The sequence below is a fragment of the Rhizobacter sp. P5_C2 genome, assembly GCF_054049715.1.
In genome coordinates this window covers 1-15639 of record NZ_JBFULV010000027.1, presented here as the reverse complement: position 1 = coordinate 15639, position 15639 = coordinate 1, and the positions used below count along the sequence as shown (strand labels likewise).

The 15639-nt window shown below is 67.8% G+C and carries 13 protein-coding genes; 5 read left to right on the top strand and 8 right to left on the bottom strand.

The genetic code is table 11. The features are described from left to right. Positions 1–199: 199 nt before the first annotated feature. A complete protein-coding gene (locus ACXJLU_RS12315; protein WP_457331233.1) occupies positions 200–1609 on the bottom strand; it encodes a hypothetical protein in 1410 nt (469 codons plus the stop codon). Between the two features lie 351 nt (positions 1610–1960). Between ACXJLU_RS12315 and ACXJLU_RS12310 the strand changes: the two genes are divergently transcribed. Further along, complete coding sequence (locus ACXJLU_RS12310) at positions 1961–2275, top strand: DUF427 domain-containing protein (protein WP_457331231.1); 315 nt, start codon at positions 1961–1963, stop codon at positions 2273–2275. Positions 2276–2302: 27 nt separating this feature from the next. Here the strand turns inward: ACXJLU_RS12310 and ACXJLU_RS12305 are convergent, their stop codons facing one another. The 3 genes from ACXJLU_RS12305 to ACXJLU_RS12295 all read right to left on the bottom strand — a co-directional run bounded on the left by ACXJLU_RS12305 (position 2303) and on the right by ACXJLU_RS12295 (position 7263). Then, the gene (locus ACXJLU_RS12305; RefSeq protein WP_457331229.1) at positions 2303–3175 is read right to left on the bottom strand and encodes a nucleotidyl transferase AbiEii/AbiGii toxin family protein; all 873 of its coding nucleotides are present in this window, start codon (positions 3173–3175) and stop codon (positions 2303–2305) included. After that, positions 3163–4242, bottom strand: a complete 1080-nt coding sequence (locus ACXJLU_RS12300; RefSeq protein ID WP_457331227.1) for a type IV toxin-antitoxin system AbiEi family antitoxin — start codon at positions 4240–4242, stop codon at positions 3163–3165. Before ACXJLU_RS12300 ends, ACXJLU_RS12305 begins: the two co-directional genes overlap by 13 nt. Positions 4243–4341: 99 nt before the next feature. Beyond that, on the bottom strand, positions 4342–7263 hold the full coding sequence (locus ACXJLU_RS12295) for an adenosylcobalamin-dependent ribonucleoside-diphosphate reductase (protein WP_457331225.1): 2922 nt from the start codon (positions 7261–7263) through the stop codon (positions 4342–4344). A gap of 248 nt (positions 7264–7511) precedes the next feature. Here ACXJLU_RS12295 and ACXJLU_RS12290 point away from each other — a divergent pair, with 248 nt between their 5' ends. Continuing rightward, positions 7512–8705 (top strand): hypothetical protein, encoded by a 1194-nt coding sequence (locus tag ACXJLU_RS12290; protein ID WP_457331223.1) that lies wholly within the window; start codon positions 7512–7514, stop codon positions 8703–8705. 222 nt (positions 8706–8927) lie between these two features. Beyond that, the gene (locus ACXJLU_RS12285) at positions 8928–10526 is read left to right on the top strand and encodes a methyl-accepting chemotaxis protein (RefSeq protein ID WP_457331221.1); all 1599 of its coding nucleotides are present in this window, start codon (positions 8928–8930) and stop codon (positions 10524–10526) included. Here ACXJLU_RS12285 and ACXJLU_RS12280 read toward each other — a convergent pair. After that, a complete protein-coding gene (locus ACXJLU_RS12280; protein WP_457331219.1) occupies positions 10519–11841 on the bottom strand; it encodes a DUF4832 domain-containing protein in 1323 nt (440 codons plus the stop codon). The genes ACXJLU_RS12285 and ACXJLU_RS12280 overlap by 8 nt on opposite strands. A 199-nt stretch (positions 11842–12040) precedes the next feature. Further along, positions 12041–13057, bottom strand: a complete 1017-nt coding sequence (locus tag ACXJLU_RS12275; protein ID WP_457331217.1) for a LysR family transcriptional regulator — start codon at positions 13055–13057, stop codon at positions 12041–12043. Positions 13058–13197: 140 nt separating this feature from the next. Here ACXJLU_RS12275 and ACXJLU_RS12270 point away from each other — a divergent pair, with 140 nt between their 5' ends. Next, a complete protein-coding gene (locus ACXJLU_RS12270) occupies positions 13198–13602 on the top strand; it encodes a RidA family protein (protein ID WP_457331215.1) in 405 nt (134 codons plus the stop codon). Between the two features lie 19 nt (positions 13603–13621). Here the strand turns inward: ACXJLU_RS12270 and ACXJLU_RS12265 are convergent, their stop codons facing one another. Continuing rightward, positions 13622–13819 (bottom strand): hypothetical protein, encoded by a 198-nt coding sequence (locus tag ACXJLU_RS12265; protein WP_457331213.1) that lies wholly within the window; start codon positions 13817–13819, stop codon positions 13622–13624. A 118-nt stretch (positions 13820–13937) separates the two neighbouring features. Here ACXJLU_RS12265 and ACXJLU_RS12260 point away from each other — a divergent pair, with 118 nt between their 5' ends. Beyond that, positions 13938–14798 (top strand): LysR family transcriptional regulator, encoded by an 861-nt coding sequence (locus ACXJLU_RS12260; protein WP_457331211.1) that lies wholly within the window; start codon positions 13938–13940, stop codon positions 14796–14798. Positions 14799–14812: 14 nt separating this feature from the next. On the opposite strand, the gene ACXJLU_RS12255 is transcribed toward ACXJLU_RS12260, so the two are convergent. Beyond that, the coding region (locus tag ACXJLU_RS12255; protein ID WP_457331209.1) for an NAD(P)/FAD-dependent oxidoreductase at positions 14813–15639 on the bottom strand (827 nt) is incomplete at its 5' end.

The following is a 15639-nucleotide window of genomic DNA, read 5'->3' as shown; positions in this document are numbered from 1 at the left end:
TTGACCCACTTCCTGCCTGATATGAAGACTTCACGCGGACCCAGTATAGAGCTGTGACCGCGTTTGGAGCCGCGGAGCTGCAGGAAGTTTCAAGGCTATTTCGGGGCTTTGCACGGCATGGTGTCGCCACGTGACGCGGGGTTTTCCCGCGGCTGTGTCAGACACGCATGCCGTCCGGCGGCGGATGAGGCCGCTCGGTTCACTGCTTCGTGGCGTTCCAGGTGCCGGTCGCCGACGCGCTCGGGCGCGACCAGGTGCCCGAACCGGTGGTGGCGCCCAGCGTGCCGCTGAAGCTGGCGTCGCTGCTGGTGCTGCCCACCGAGAGGCCGCCGGAGGCATCGACCGTGCCGCTGACGATGAAGCTGCCGCCCACGCCGGACGAGGTGCAGGTGCCGATCACGTGGGCCGCGGCATTGACCGACAGCGCGGTGCAGCTGCCGGTGTCGCCGCCGGCGTAGGTGACGCTCCAGGTGCCGGCCGTGGTCGCCGGGTGGTCGGGAATGGCCGGTGGCGCGAAGACGAGGCTCGCGGCGAGCGCCTCGAACGCGACCTTGTTGAGGCGGGTCTGCTTCGCCATCGTGGCCGGCTTGTCCTGGAAGCCCTGGTAGACGTGGCCGCCGCGCTGCACGAAGACGCGCGTGAAGGTCTGGGCGGAGATGGCCGCCGGCAGGCCGGTGAAGGTCATGACCGGCGTCGCGCCATCCGCCGCGTTGCCCACCTGGTAGCTGGCGGCGGCGAGGCTGCTGCAATTGGAGATCGCACCCGACACCGTGTCGAGGTCGCACAGGTGCAGGGTCACGGCGCCGCCGGCGCTGAAGCTGGCCCGCACCCGTTCCTGGGCGCAGACCTGGGTTCCGCAGCCATTGCTGCCGTGGATGTTGCCCATCGACACCGTGTTCGCCGTCGAGACCGACGCGCTGTTCGACACGGCCGGGTAGTTGGCAATCAGCTGGGCCAGCGTGGTCACGCTGTTGCCGACGAAGCCGTCCGACAGCCGGTAGCCGACCGGGGTGCTGCTCTCGGTGTTCGAGATCGCGCGGATCTTCGCGCCGGCCGGCATCATGCCGGTCAGGTTCGCTGCGGTGACGCCGATGATGGTGGACGAGGTGTTGGTGCCCAGGTCCTGCGCCTTGGCGACGACGCTTGCGATCGTCTGGCCGGCCACGTCGGTGTCGACCCAGGTCGATTGGCCGATGTAGCCGTGGTTGTAGTCGTAGGCGCCGTTCGGGCCGCTGTGGTTCGGCGTCGCGCCGTCCAGTGGCGTATGCCAGCCCTCGGCGGTGACGAACTGGACGGTGTCGTACACCACCACCGCAGGCTTGCCGGCCGACAGCGCTTCACGCACGTCGTAGTAGGTGCCGCGGCCGGTCGAGTCGACGACGTTGTCGGAGTAGTAGTAGCGCAGCACGTAGGTGCCGACCGAGGTGTACGTGAAGGCGCGGGCCCAGTAGCTGGCCGGTGCCGCGGCGGGCGTGGGTGCGGGCGGGGTGCCTGCGACAGGGGCCGGGGCAGGTGCATCGTCGCCACCCCCACCGCCGCAGGCGGCGAGCGTGGACAGTGAAACGGCCAGGACCGACGCCCACAGGGCGCGCGTGGAAGCAGAAATCATGGATCTCCCTCGTGAGATGACGTTGTGATCGTTGTGGTCCGGGCGCGATCTCGGCCGCGACCGGTCGGGCCAGATTCTGGGGGGGGCGTCCGCTGTCTTACAAGCCCTCACATTGATGAGGCGGCGTTCGCATGTGTGTCATCGGTGACACGAATGCCAGGGCTCATGTCCGCTGGCCCGTGGCGGGTTGCGGTTGACACGGCGGGCATCGCGATTGCCCGCCGAAGGCAGCGGCCGTCAGCGTGCGCGGCGTTCCCTTCATTCCATGCAGGAGCCATTCCGATGAGTCGATCACCTGGTCACCAGCAGCATCCCGAGCACAGGGTTCGGGAGTCCCGCGCCGAAGGGCGCATGAGCGTGAACGTCAACGGCCTCGTCGTCGCGGACTCGCGCAACGCGGTGAAGCTGGACGAGGACGGCCATCCACCGCGCTTCTACTTCCCGCGGGAAGACGTGAAGATGGAGTTTCTCGAACGCAGCGACACGACGACCGAGTGCCCGTTCAAGGGCCACGCGAGCTACTTCGACCTGCACAACGGCGGCCAGACGATCAAGGATGCCGTCTGGAGCTACGAGACGCCGTACGACGAGCATCTCGGCATCAAGAAAATGCTGGCCTTCGACGAATCGAAGTCGGCGGGCATCCAGATCCGCAGCTTGCCCTGACGTGTGGAAAGGCCGTGATGACCTTCGTCAGGCAAGCAGACCCAGCAAGCGCAACCAGGCATGTACCTGCCCGAAAGCATCAAGCTGCCATTGGTCCGGCGTGCGATGCTCGAGCACCCGACTTTCTTCAACGAACTGTCGGACGCATGTGGGTCCGAAGCCGTCCGGCGAATCGAATTTCCCAGCGATGAACTTGTAGCCGGCAAGGCCGTCCTTGTGACTGAGCAAGGGCCGACAGGCTTGCGCGAGCGCTTCGATGCCGCCAGGGTAGTTGCGGACGCAGTAGTAGATGTCGTAAGCGTCCTTCTGCTTGTAGCGGCCCTCGATGGCGTGTCCCTTCATCGCGAGCAGCGCAGGAATGGAACAGACGGCCACCTCGATCTTGTTCATTGCTCCGTTGGGCATCGTTCCGGAGATCGCGACCAGCTCGTTGAACCGCAACGCCAGCTCGGCGCCGCTGGCTCGCTGGACTGCGAAGTCGTCGATCATGGGCGGCTTGTTCTTGACGATCACCGCGTCCTTCGGCATCAGAAAGTCGACGATGACGTCGACAGGCGGACCGTCGTCACGAACCTCGATCTGCCGCACAAGTTGGAAGCGCTTCAGGTACTCGCGCTTTTGGTACCCGTGGGTCTTCAACAGCTCAATGAGGTGGGCGTACTCGCCATCGCCCAGTGCTTCTGCGTCCAGGCTCAGGTCGACGTCCAGCGTGCCGACGTGGCGCATGTCGTCGCTTTGGTTCAGAAGCAACCAGGGCACCGCGCCACCCACGATGGCGTACTTGCCCTTGTAGCTGCCGAGGATCTGCCCGATCTCGATCAAGACGGACTTGACGGCCGCGGTCGTTCGGTCGTCGTAGGCATTGGCGGACTGAGGCTCGCCAGCGGTCATTTCTGCCATTGCAGCCTTTCCTGCCGAAGATGCTCGGCGGCTTCGCGCCCTCGTTCACCTGACACGTACAGATCCAGATAGGTTTGAACCGGACTGGTGCAGTGGATGCCTTCCGTTGGCTCCACCGAATCATTCAAAAGGGCGACATCGGCGAACACCGTGACGACGACGTTCTCGCCACGTGTCGCTGTCGAAAGATCCAGAATCTGGCGCAGTCGATCGAGGCCTTCCTCATCAGCGTAGAAGTGATGGGTGCCGGTGCGTGCGTATGGCGCGAGCCAGTTCGCCGCCGAGAATGACGCGAGGATTGCGAATCCGTCCTGCGCCGGTGCAGTCGCCCCTCGGCGAAGCGCTTCTTCGAGTGCACTTCCGTGCAGCGTGGTGTAGAACACTCTGCGTTCACCGGCTGGCGGCGCGTAGTCCTCGCGCCAGGCGTCCAACAGCCCGTCGGGATTCGAGAGGAATACACCGTCATCGGACACCTCGGCCCAGCCCCGTTCCAGCAGGCTGTTTCGCACGTTGCTGACGTGTCCCACACTGACGAGCGATGCATTGGCCAGGTCAGCGACACGCCAATGCTTCGCCGGATTTCTCAACATGGTCCGCAGCACTGAAGCGGATTTTGGCTTGAACAGCGAGCGCAACTCTCGCCGCTCGGCCGGCGGCTTCCCGGCCACGCTGCGTGACATGAAGAAACCGGGGAACACAATGCGAGCGTTGCCCTCCAGGTCGAGGTACCCGACTTCGTTGTCGATGCACAGGGATCGGGCCTCCTCGGACAAGTACGGGGCGATGAAGATCGGCGTGACCGGCCCCTTCTGCTTGTCAACGTATTGCTTCAGCTGCAGCAACGCGCCTTGCACATGCCGAGGCTGCCCGCTAGCCTTCACTTCGCCGACGAGGACGTGCTGCTGACCATTGAAGTCGATGCGGAAGACGAGGTCGATCGAGTTGCCAGCCAGATCGTCAGAGGTTTGAACGTCGAGCACCTCGAGTTCGGGGGCGCCGCCAAGCGCTTCTCGCAGTGCCTCCACCGCTCGTTTTTCGACGTTCACTGGATTCGACGTTTTCAGCATTCGGTGAAAATAGCATTTCTGGTGAACAACACAAGGAATTTTCACCAAATCGGCTCGGTTCAACAACCGTTGACCTGCACGCCGGGCCGGCGGGAACCTTCATCCGCAGCTGCCGATGTGCCCGCACGCGGTGCAGAACTCGCACCCATCCTTGTGGATGACGGCGTGGTTGCCGCACTCCGGGCAGGCCGCGCCGGCCAGCGGGGCGGCCGCGGCCGATTCGTCCGGGCCCGGCGGTTGCAGGATGCCCATGTCGCGCAGCGGGTAGCCCTCTTCGTTCAGCACGCCGAGCATCGTGTAGCGGTGGATCACCAGCCGCGCCAGGTAGGCCACCGTCGACGGCCAGGTCTGCTGGCGCTGCTGGCCGGGCGCGAGCCCCGGCACGAAGGCCATGAAGTGGCCGAGCGGCTCGGCATAGCTCAGCAGCTTGCGCAGCTTCATGCCGATCCACGCCGGGTCGAGCACGCGCATGTCCAGCGACAGGATGCGCGCGAGTCCGTCCATCGCTCGCGGGTAGTTGCCCGACAGCCCGATCGCGCACGGCAGCGTGACGATGCCGCCCTGGCCGCCCAGGCCTTCCGGCAGCTGCACCTCTTTCAACGACAGCGTGAAGGCCTCGTCGCTGGCCGGGTTGTGGATGTCGACCGACCACGCGAGCGTGCCGTTCGGGCCGGTCAGCGGCTCCTGGCGGCTGAACATCGCGTCGATCACCGGCGTGGAGGCGGCCGTTCCATCAGCCCCCGACCACAGCCCAAGCTGCTCGCAGCGCCAGCGGATCACCGCCGCGGTGGCCGCCACCACGCCGGGAAAACGCCGCGGCGTGCCGTCGGGCGGGAAGGGCATGTCGAAGGCGCGCTCCTCCTGCACGGTGGCCAGCGCGTCGAGCTTCAGCCGGACCCACGCGGGGTCCTTCGCGCGCAGGTCCATCGACAGCGTCTTCGCGAGCGCCCCCAGCCCGCGCGGCTGCTCGGCGCCGTTCACCCACACCTCGAACGGCGCGCTGCGGCCGTCCTGCGGCAGCTCGCCGATGAAGAGCGCGAACTCGCCGTGCGGGTGCCGGATCATGTAGGTCCACGCGGCATTGCCGGCCGCCAGCTCGGGCCGGCCGGGCCAGCGCAGCGACGCCAGCACCGGCTGCGGCGGGCGCTCGATCGCCAGCCGCTGGTTGGCATGCCCCGCCGGCGCCAATTGCAGTGGCAGAGCCGCCGGCTCCACGCTCAGCACCGAGCCGAGCACCGCGTTCGGCCGGTAGGTCGCCAGGCCCTTCAGGCCCGAGGTCCACGCGCGCAGGTACAGGTCCTGGAAATCCGCATACGGGTAGTCGGCCGGCACGTTCACCGTCTTCGAGATCGCGGTGTCGACGAAGGGCGAGACCGCCGCCACCATCTCCTCGTGCGCCTGCGCGCTCATCTCCAGCGCGGTGACGAAGGCGTCGGTCAGCGGCGCCTGCGGGCCGCGCAGGTGGCGGAACAGTCGCCAGGCATGGTCTTCCACCGGGTACTGCTTCATGCTGCCGTCGGCCATGCGCTTCTTGCGCTGGTAGCTCCACGAGAACGCCGGCTCGATGCCGTTGCTCGCGTTGTCGGCGAAGGCCAGGCTGATGGTGCCGGTGGGCGCGATCGACAGCAGGTGCGAATTGCGCAGCCCCTGCTGGCGGATGCGCTCCTTCAGCGGCCCGGGCAGGCGCGACGCGAAGGTGCCGCGGCTCAGGAACATGTCGGCATTGAACAGCGGAAACGCACCGCGCTCGGCCGCGAGATCGCAGGACGCGGCATACGCGGTGTCGCGCAGCAGCGTGGCGATGCGGCGCGCCTCGTCGCGCGCGGCGGCGCTGTCGTAGCGCAGGTTCAGCATCACCAGCGCGTCGCCGAGGCCGGTGAAGCCCAGGCCGATGCGGCGCTTGTTGCGCGCCTCGCGGGCCTGTTGCTCGAGCGGCCAGAAGCTGATGTCGAGCACGTTGTCGAGCATGCGCACCGCGAGCGCCACGAGGCGCGCGAAGCCGGCGTCGTCGAAGCGTGCGCCGGCGTCGAACGGCGCGCGCACGAAGCGTGTCAGGTCGATCGAGCCGAGGCAGCAGCAGCCGTAGGCCGGCAACGGCTGCTCGCCGCACGGGTTGGTGGCGGTGATGGTTTCGCAGTACGACAGGTTGTTGTCGAGGTTGATGCGGTCGAGGAACAGCACGCCCGGCTCGGCATGGTCGTAGGTGGAACGCATGATCTGCTCCCACAGCGCACGGGCCGGCAGGTGGCGATACACCCACAGCCCGTCGCTGCGCTGGTGCGCGCCGGCGGCCACCTGCTGCGGGCCGGCCGCGGCGCGGTGCACCAGGTCGACCGGGGCGTCGCGCTGCACCGCTTCCATGAAGGCATCGGTCAGGCCGACCGAGATGTTGAAGTTGCTGAGGTCGCCCTTGTCCTTCGCGTGGATGAACTCCTCGATGTCCGGGTGGTCGCAGCGCAGCACGCCCATCTGCGCGCCGCGCCGCGCGCCGGCCGATTCCACCGTTTCGCAGGAGCGGTCGAACACCCGCATGTACGACACCGGGCCCGATGCGCTCGCCTGCGTGCTCGCGACCCAGGCGCCGCGCGGGCGGATGCGCGAGAAGTCGTAGCCGACGCCACCGCCGCGGCGCATCGTCTCGGCGGCCTCGGTCAGCGCGGTGTAGATGCCGGGGTGGCCGTCCTCCTCCTGCGCGATCGCGTCGCCCACCGGCTGCACGAAGCAGTTGATCAGCGTCGCGGTGAGCTCGGTGCCGGCGGCCGAGTTGATGCGGCCGGCCGGGATGAAGCCGGCCTGCAGCGCCTCGAGGAAGCGCGATTCCCACTGTTCGCGCGATCCGGCACGCGATTCGGCGGGCTCGACCTGGGCCAGCGCGCGTGCCACGCGGCGGCGCACGTCGTCGGGCGTGCGCTCGTCGCCCTTGGCGTATTTCTCGAGCAGCACCTCGGTGCTGATGTCCTGCGGGAGGAGGGCGGTGGCCCTCGTGTCGGCGGGCTTGTCGGTGGAGGTGTCGGTCTTCATCGGGCTCCTTCGATGCAGCAGGCTGCCATCGTGACCCCGGCACGAGCGCGCGTAAAGCGACCCTTCGGTCAGATACCGATCCTCGTTACGGTTCGACGCAGATTCGTGGCCGCGAACTTCCGCGGGGCGATCTTCCGCTTCGCATTTCCGTCGCTGGCCGGGTTGGCCCGCTTCAACACTGCAGAAGCGTCGAAACGGGCTGCAACCCGCCGTCTTCGCCCCTCGTCCCCACACAGGAAGCCATTGCCATGATGAAACTCAACCAGACCAACGGAGCTCGCCCTGCCTCCGCAAGATCCGAAACGCAGCGGCCGGACAGCACTCCCACTTCGAACGCCCCCGCCGGCGCGCGCTCGCGATCGGTGGATGGCTCGCTTGGAACGTTGTCGACGCGCACCTCGAGGGCGTCCAGCACATCGAGCGCCAACCGCGGCCCCACCAACAGCGGCTTCGAGCTCTCGAGCGCCGTGACCTACCAGCCCGGCAGCGGCCAGAAGCCGTCGCAGCCCAATGGCGAGCCGTATGTGACAGCTCATTTCATCCATCCGAAAACGGGCGAGCGCGCCCTCGTCACGGGCGTCGAGTCCTCCGGTGTCTTCATGGTCACGAACCACCAGACGCACGAGGCCGTGGCGCGCCTGCGCAGCTCGGGCCACGGCGACGAGAAGGTCGCCGTGCCGCCCGAGAACTACGGGGCGAAGGGCGGCGCACGCGACAGCCAGGGCAACCGGCTGCGCAACTCGAGTTCGTCCCCGCGTCGCACGCGCACCGCCTATGAAAGCTCCGGCCTGAGGCTCAGGCGCGATTCGGGCGACAGTGACGATTCCAACCACTCGCACTACTCGGGCAGCGCCCTCATCGGCGGCGCGCCGTCGCGGGCCGAAATCGAGCGGCGCACCAGAGACCTGGAGCAACGCGGCTTCCGGCCCATGGGCTACCACGGCACCAACCAGGAGGGGATGAACTCGCTCGTCCAGCATGGCCCGCGCCGCGGCCATGGCGGCGCCAACAGCGGGCTCGAACGCGGCGAGGGCTTCTACATGTCGCGCGAGCCCGGGTACGCCCGAGACTGGGCAGACAGCGCCACCCAATCGGGCGATCCGCAGCCGCCGCGCTATGAGACGCCGCGCTACCCCGGCGAGCGCGGCATGCCTGCCGTCGGCACCGTCTACATGCAGCATCCGCAATACAACACCCCGGGACGCGATATCGCCTGGGGCCAGCAGGCCTCGCAGGGCGACCCCAATTACGACCGCCGCCCGTCGGCCCACGACACCCACGGCGACATGGCCGACGGCCGCTACGCGACCGAGGCCGTCATCGCTCCGCGCCAGTACCGCAACACGCGCATCGTGCCGTCGGACTCCTCGCACGGTCGCATGGGATCGTATCCGTCGCACGAGACGCCGGAATACGGGCGGCCGTTCTATCCGGACCGATAGTGAGGGAGGGGAGCAGGCCCGAACCGCCGACAGTTCCGGCACCCGGCAAACTCGGGGCGCGCGACCCGGATCAGCGCCCCGAGCCAACGCATGCACCCAGGTTGAGACATTCAACCGCTCGACGGCTCAAGGCGCCCCGGCGAAGACCGACAACCCTCTTACGTCATTGCGCCCCGCGGGAATTTTCCCCTGGGCGGTCCGTGCCGAAGCTCGGCCATCGCCATGAACAAGCTCAAAGTTTCCACTCGGTTGATGATGCTGATCGGCGTCCTCTCGGCGCTGCTCGTGGCGATCGGCGGCCTCGGCCTGTTGGGCATCGGCCGGTCCAACGACGCATTGAAGGCCGTCTACGCGGATCGCACCGTGCCCTCGTCTCAACTGGGCGAGATCAGGGCCTTGCAGTTGATCAACCGCATGGACCTCAATATCGCGCTGGTCACCCCGACGCCCGAGAAAATCGCCGAGACGACCGGCCAGATCGAAGCCAACATCGCCAAGGCCAGCAAGGTCTGGGATGACTATGCGGCGTCAAACCTGACGCCGGAGGAAGAGAAGATTTCGAAGGCGTTCGTCGAGTCCCGCAAGCAGTTTGTCCAGGAAGGATTGATGCCGGCCGTGGCTGCGCTTCGTGCCAACGACTTGACGCAGGCCAGGCATTTGGTGACGGAGAAGATTCGGCCGTTGTTCATCCCGCTCGCACAAGGCATCGATGCGCTCGTCAAGATCCAGATCGACGAGGCGCGCAAGGAATACGAGGAAGCCGACGCACGCTATGCGACGATTCGTGCCACCTCGATCACGGCCATCCTGGCGGGCTTGCTGTTTGCCGGGATCTTCGGTTTCGTGCTGGTGCGTTCCCTCGGACGCCAACTCGGAGGCGAGCCGGGCGAGGCTGCGGATCTGGCGCGAAGCGTCGCCGCCGGCGACCTCAGCGTGACGATCGACCTCAAGCGAGGCGACACCACGAGCATGATGGCCCAACTCAAGGAGATGCAGGCCAGGCTCTCGACGGTGGTATCGAGCGTGCGGCAGAACTCGGAGTCGGTTGCCACCGCCTCGGCGCAGATCGCTCAAGGCAACATGGACTTGAGCCAGCGCACCGAAGAGCAGGCCTCGGCGCTCGAAGAGACCGCGGCCTCGATGGAGCAACTCAGTTCCACGGTCAAGCAAAACGCCGACAACTCCAGGCAGGCCAATCAGCTCGCGATGAACGCCAGCACCGTGGCCATCAAGGGCGGCGACGTGGTCGGCCAGGTCGTGAGCACCATGAAGGCCATCAACGACAGTTCGAAGAAGATCGTCGACATCATCGGGGTCATCGACGGTATCGCCTTCCAGACCAACATCCTCGCGCTGAACGCTGCCGTCGAAGCAGCGCGCGCCGGCGAACAGGGCCGCGGCTTTGCGGTGGTCGCGACCGAGGTGCGCAGTCTGGCGGGCCGATCGGCTGAAGCGGCCAAGGAAATCAAGAGCTTGATCGGCGCCAGCGTGGAACGTGTCGAACAGGGCACGGCACTGGTCGATCAAGCCGGCGTCACGATGACCGAAGTGGTCGACTCGATCCGGCGCGTGACCGACATCATGGGGGAAATCAGCTCGGCCAGCACCGAGCAGAGCGCCGGGGTCTCGCAGGTTGGAGATGCCGTCAACCAGATGGATCGGGTCACGCAGCAGAACGCAGCCCTGGTCGAGGAAAGCGCTGCTGCGGCCGAGAGCCTGAAGGTGCAGGCGCTGCAACTGGTGCAGACCATGGCGGTCTTCAAGCTGGCGCACGGCGACGTGGCGCGAGCTCCGTTGGGCAGGGCCAGACTGGCTACTTGACCGTGAGCGTGGTGCCGAAGCGGAAGGCCCCCAGCGACGCGTCCCATCCCTGCCGGCTACCGGCATTGTCTGCATTGGCCGGTCGCACGGCGAAGCGTGCATCGCTGCCGAGCTGCCCTGCGCCATCGGGCAGCGCGATGTAGACGTCGTGCTCTCCCGCCTGCGTGCCTGCGGGAACGGTCACCGACACCTCGTGCGTGAAGGTGTTGCCCGCGGTCCAGCTCCGGGGATCGACGGAGGTCGCCAGCTTCACCACCGTGCCGCTGGTTCGATGCTTCAGCAGCAGGCCGACCGGGCGCGCCTTGAAGGGCCGGGCCCAACCGACATTGCGCACGGTGAATCGCGCGGACAACGCGGTACCGGCCGTGGCACTCGCGGCATGTTCGGCCGAGACGAACTCCAGCCGGTAGCCCATCAGGCGCTTGACCTCGTCATAGCACCCGTCCTGTTTCCAGCGGGTGTGGAACGCCTCGGTGTAGTAGTCGTTGTTCAGGTAGGTCAGCGAGAACTGCTTGCCTTCTGCAAGGATGTCCGCGCAGCTTGTCCGAGGCTGCGCGCCCGCGTCGTCCGCCGGGTTGCAGGTTTCGCCGCCGAAGGGCGTGACCTTCGCGAGGGCCATGGTGTAGTTGCGCTGCTGCTGCCTCGTGGCGGCGTTGTCGCTGTAGGTGCCGACGTCGGTCGCGCTGGCCAGGAAGCAGTCGTTGTGCACGCCCGAGCGTGACGCGGCCGATCCGTTGAAGGCGCTCGACTCCGTCGGTGGCGTGGCGAACCACTCCATCACGTAGGGCGGGTAGCGGAACTGGACGAACTGCTCCTGGGGCAGGGCGCCGAGCAAGGCATCGCGGATGCTCGTGCGGTTGCCGGCGCTGGTCAGGCCGTTCGACGAGGTGTGCCACTCGCCCCAGGCCCCGATGAAGCCCGCTTGCAGGTAGGCGATGACATCGGTGTTCTCCTGCAGCACCGGCTTGAGCTGGGCGATGTGGGCGAGCACCTGGCTGAGCGATGCGTCCGTGGCGTTGCGGTACTCGGTTTCGCCGTCCGGGTAGTTGTAGACGAAGCGGGGGATGATCTTCACGCCCGACTGCCGCGCGTTGGCGAAGCCGGTGCGCAAGCCGTCGAGCAGGCTGCTGGGCAGGGCGGTGCTCTTGTAGGCATCGAGCCGGACCATCGCGTAGAGGACACGGAAGCCGTTCGCGTACGCATCGGCACCGTCGTCCTTGCTGAACTGGTTCAGGTCCGACCAGGCCCAGCGGTAGAAGCCGCGCTCGGGGTTGGGGATCTCGGCGTTGCTCGCGGTGAATTGCGCGGACACCATCGGAGCCGGAGCCGGAGCCGGAGCCGGAGCCGGAGCCGGAGCCGGAGCCGGAGCCGGAGCCGGAGCCGGAGCCGGCGAAGGTGCAGCTTGCTGCGGGGCGTTCGAGTTGCCGTCACTGTCCGAGCTGCCGCCGCAGCCCGCCACCAGCGCGGTGCTGGCGCACAAAGCCGTCAAGGCCAGCAGCTTGCGGAATCTCTCTTCATTTCTGTTCATGGAGTGGGCTGTGGCCAATGGATTGGAGGCGTCCGGATTGTCGTGAATCGCGCTGTGCAAGCGGTTGGAATTGGTATCTTTGAGAAACCGGCCCGTCCACCGGCGCATGCTGCGCCATCAACTCGGCCACCCACTCGATGAACACCCGCAGCTTCGCGCTGACGTACCGGTTCGGCGGAAACGCCACGTAGAGCGGCATCGGATCGAAGCGCCAGTCGGGAAACAGCGGCACCAGCTCGCCGCGCGCGCGATGCGCCTGCGACATGTAGTCCGGCAACCAGAGCGCCCCCAGGCCCGCCAGGCCGGCCGCGAGGTAGGCGTTGCCGTCGTCCAGCGCCACCACGTAGCGCCCCAGCACCTCGATGCGCTCGCCATCGCGCTGCATCGCGTAGGGCACGACCTTGCCGGTGCGCGAGCCCTTGAAGCCGACGATGCGGTGGTGCGTGTCTGCCAGCTCCCGCGGATGCGCCGGTATCCCCGCGCGCTGCAGGTAGCTTGGCGCCGCACAGACCCGGGCCTGGAGATCGCCGACGCGGCGCGCCATCAGCGACAGGTCGGTGAGTTCGCCGCCGCGCACGACGCAATCCACCTTCTCGCCGATCAGGTCCACCATGCGGTCGCTCACGCCCAGGTCGAGCTGGATGTCGGGGTAGCGCGCATGGAAGGCCGGCAAGGCCGGCACCAGGATCGTCACCGCCAGCGGGCTCGGCACGTCGACCCGCAGCCGGCCGCGCGGCGACGACGACGCGCCGGGCAGGCTCGCCTCGGCATCGTCCATGTCGGCCAGCAGCCGCAGCACGTGCTCGTAGTACGCCTCGCCGTCGGCCGTCACGTTGACCCGGCGCGTCGTGCGGTTCAGCAGCTTCACGCGCAATCGCGCCTCCAGCTGCTGCACCAGTTGCGTCACGCTGGTCTTGCTCAGCTGGAGTGTGTCGGCCGCCTTCGTGAAGCTGCCGGTTTCCACCACGCGGGCGAATGCCTGCATCGCATCGAAACGGTCCATCGCTGCCCTCGTTCGCTTGATTGTTCGGTTTTCGCAAACGGTGATTGTTGACGGGGCCCGTTGATCCGGTCGGCGCGGATCCCTAGAGTCCCTTCATCGCAAACAACGGGTCGGCTTCGACCCCTTCAAGGACGACATCGATGGGCCAACGTGATGTGGTTTTCCCGGCCGGGCGCCAGGCGCTCTATGACAGGAATCGCTATTCCCCGGCGATCCGGTCGAACGGCTTCCTGTTCGTCTCGGGGCAGGTCGGCAGCCGGCCGGACGGCTCGCCCGAGCCCGACCTGCAGGCGCAGGTGCGGCTCGCGTTCGACAACCTGAACGCCGTCCTGGCGGCGGCGGGTTGCAGGTTCGACGACGTGGTCGACGTGACGGTCTTTCTGGTCGATCCCGAATCGACCTTCGACACGGTCTGGAAGATCCTGCCGGAGTACTGGGGCGACGCCCCGCACCCGACGCTCACCGGCGTCGGCGTGACCTGGCTTTACGGGTTCCAGTTCGAGATCAAGGTGATCGCGAAGCTGCCCGAGGCCGCCCCGATCTGACGAAGCGAGGGCGACGGCGTCAGACGCCGACGATCAGGACCTCGCTGTCGGCCGCCACGCGGGTCGCGTGGCGCGCATCGCTGCGGCTCTGCGCGGCGGCGGGCAAGCGCTGCGGCTCGGCGTTGCGGCGCGGCGCATCACCGCGCTGCGAGGGCCCGGCCTGCGGGCGTTCCGCTGCGGCGGGCCGCGGGCTGGTGTTCTGAGGGCGCATGTTCATCGTGGACTCCTTCTGGTTCGGTGCCGGTGATGGTCGCCCTTGCTTGAGGCCTGGTAAAGCGATCTTTATTGGCCGATAAAAGCAATAATCTTGCATTCAAATCGGCTCCGGAGGCCCCGTGGACGTGACCCTGGCCCGCACCTTCCTCGACATCGTCGACACCGGCAGCTTCGTGCGCGCGGCCGAACGGCTGCACGTCACGCAGACGGCGGTCAGCGCCCGCGTGAAGGCGCTCGAGGAAGCGGTCGGTGCGACCCTGTTCGTGCGCAGCAAGGCCGGCGCGTCGCTCACGCCGGCCGGCGAACGCTTCGTGCGTCATGCGTCAATGATGGTGCAGGTGTGGGAGCGTGCGCGCCACCAGGTGGCGGTGCCGGCCGGCCATGAGTCGGTGCTGACGGTCGGCTGCGAGATGAGCCTGTGGGATCCGCTGCTGCTCGACTGGCTGCTGTGGATGCGCAACGCGGCACCGCACCTGGCGCTGCGCACCGAGGTGGGCGTGGCCGGCGAGCTGATGGACCGCGTGGCCTCCGGCATGCTCGACATCGCGGTGGTCTATGCGCCGCAGCGCCGCCCGGGCCTTCGCATCGAGCTGCTGATCGAGGAGAAGCTGGTGCTGGTCACCACGCACAAGCGGGCGCGCCGACTCGACCCGGCCGACTACGTCTACGTCGACTGGGGTCCGGAGTTCGCGCAGCAGCACAGCCTGGCCTTCCCGCAGCTCGGCCATGCGGCCGTGTCGGCCGGGCTCGGGCCGCTCGGCCGCGAGTTCGTGCTGGCGGCCGGCGGCTCCGGCTACTTCCGGCTGGCGGTCGTGCGCAAGCACCTCGACAGCGGCCGGCTGCACCGCGTGAAGGGCGCGCCCGAGTTCCTGTACCCGGCCTATGCGGTATTCGCCGAAGAGTCCGATGCCGCGGTCGTGCAGCCGGCGCTCGACGGGCTGCGCCATGCCGCCGGCGGCACGACGGCCGACCACGAGTAGCGCCCCGCCATCGGTCAGCCCGCCGGTGCCATGCCGGCTTCGAGTTCGCGCTCGGCGCGCAGGCTCGCCAGGTCGCGACCGAGGGTCACGACCGCGAGCACCCGGCCGCCGAGCAGGTAGCGCACGCTGCAGTCGCGTGCCGCCAGCGAGCCGTCGATCTCGATCGCATCCCAGCGTTCGGCGTGGCCCACGTACTGGATCGTCACGTCGTAGTGCTGGCTCCAGAAGAACGGACTGATGTCGAACGCGCGGCGCTGGCCGAGCATGTTCAGCGCGGCGACCTGGCCCTGGCGCTCGGCCAGCGCCCAGTGCTCCACGCGGATGCGCTCGCCCGAATGCGGATCAGGCCAGCGCGCGATGTCGCCGGCCGCGAAGATGCCCGGCGCGCTGGTCTGCAGCCAGGCGTCGACGCTGACGCCGCGGTCGACCGCGAGCCCGGCCTGCTCGGCCAGCGCGAGCGCGGGCCGCACGCCGACGCCCGCGACGACCATGTCGGCCATGATCACCGTGCCATCGGCCAGCCGGGCCTGCGTGCCATCGAGGCGTTCGAGCTTGGTGCCGAGGTGGAAGACCACGCCGTGCGAGGCATGCAGCTCGCGCACGAAGGCGCCGAGCTCCGGGCCCAGCACGCGCTGCATCGGCACCGCATCGGGCGCGACCACGTGCACCTCCAGGCCGCGAGCCCGCAGCGATGCCGCGACCTCGAGGCCGATGAAGCTCGCGCCGACGACCAGCGCCGAGCGGGCGGACGCCGCCCGCGCGACGATCGCACGGCTGTCGGCGAAGCTGCGCAGGCTCAGCACCTGGCCGGGCGCGGCGCCGGGCACCTCGAGCCGCACCG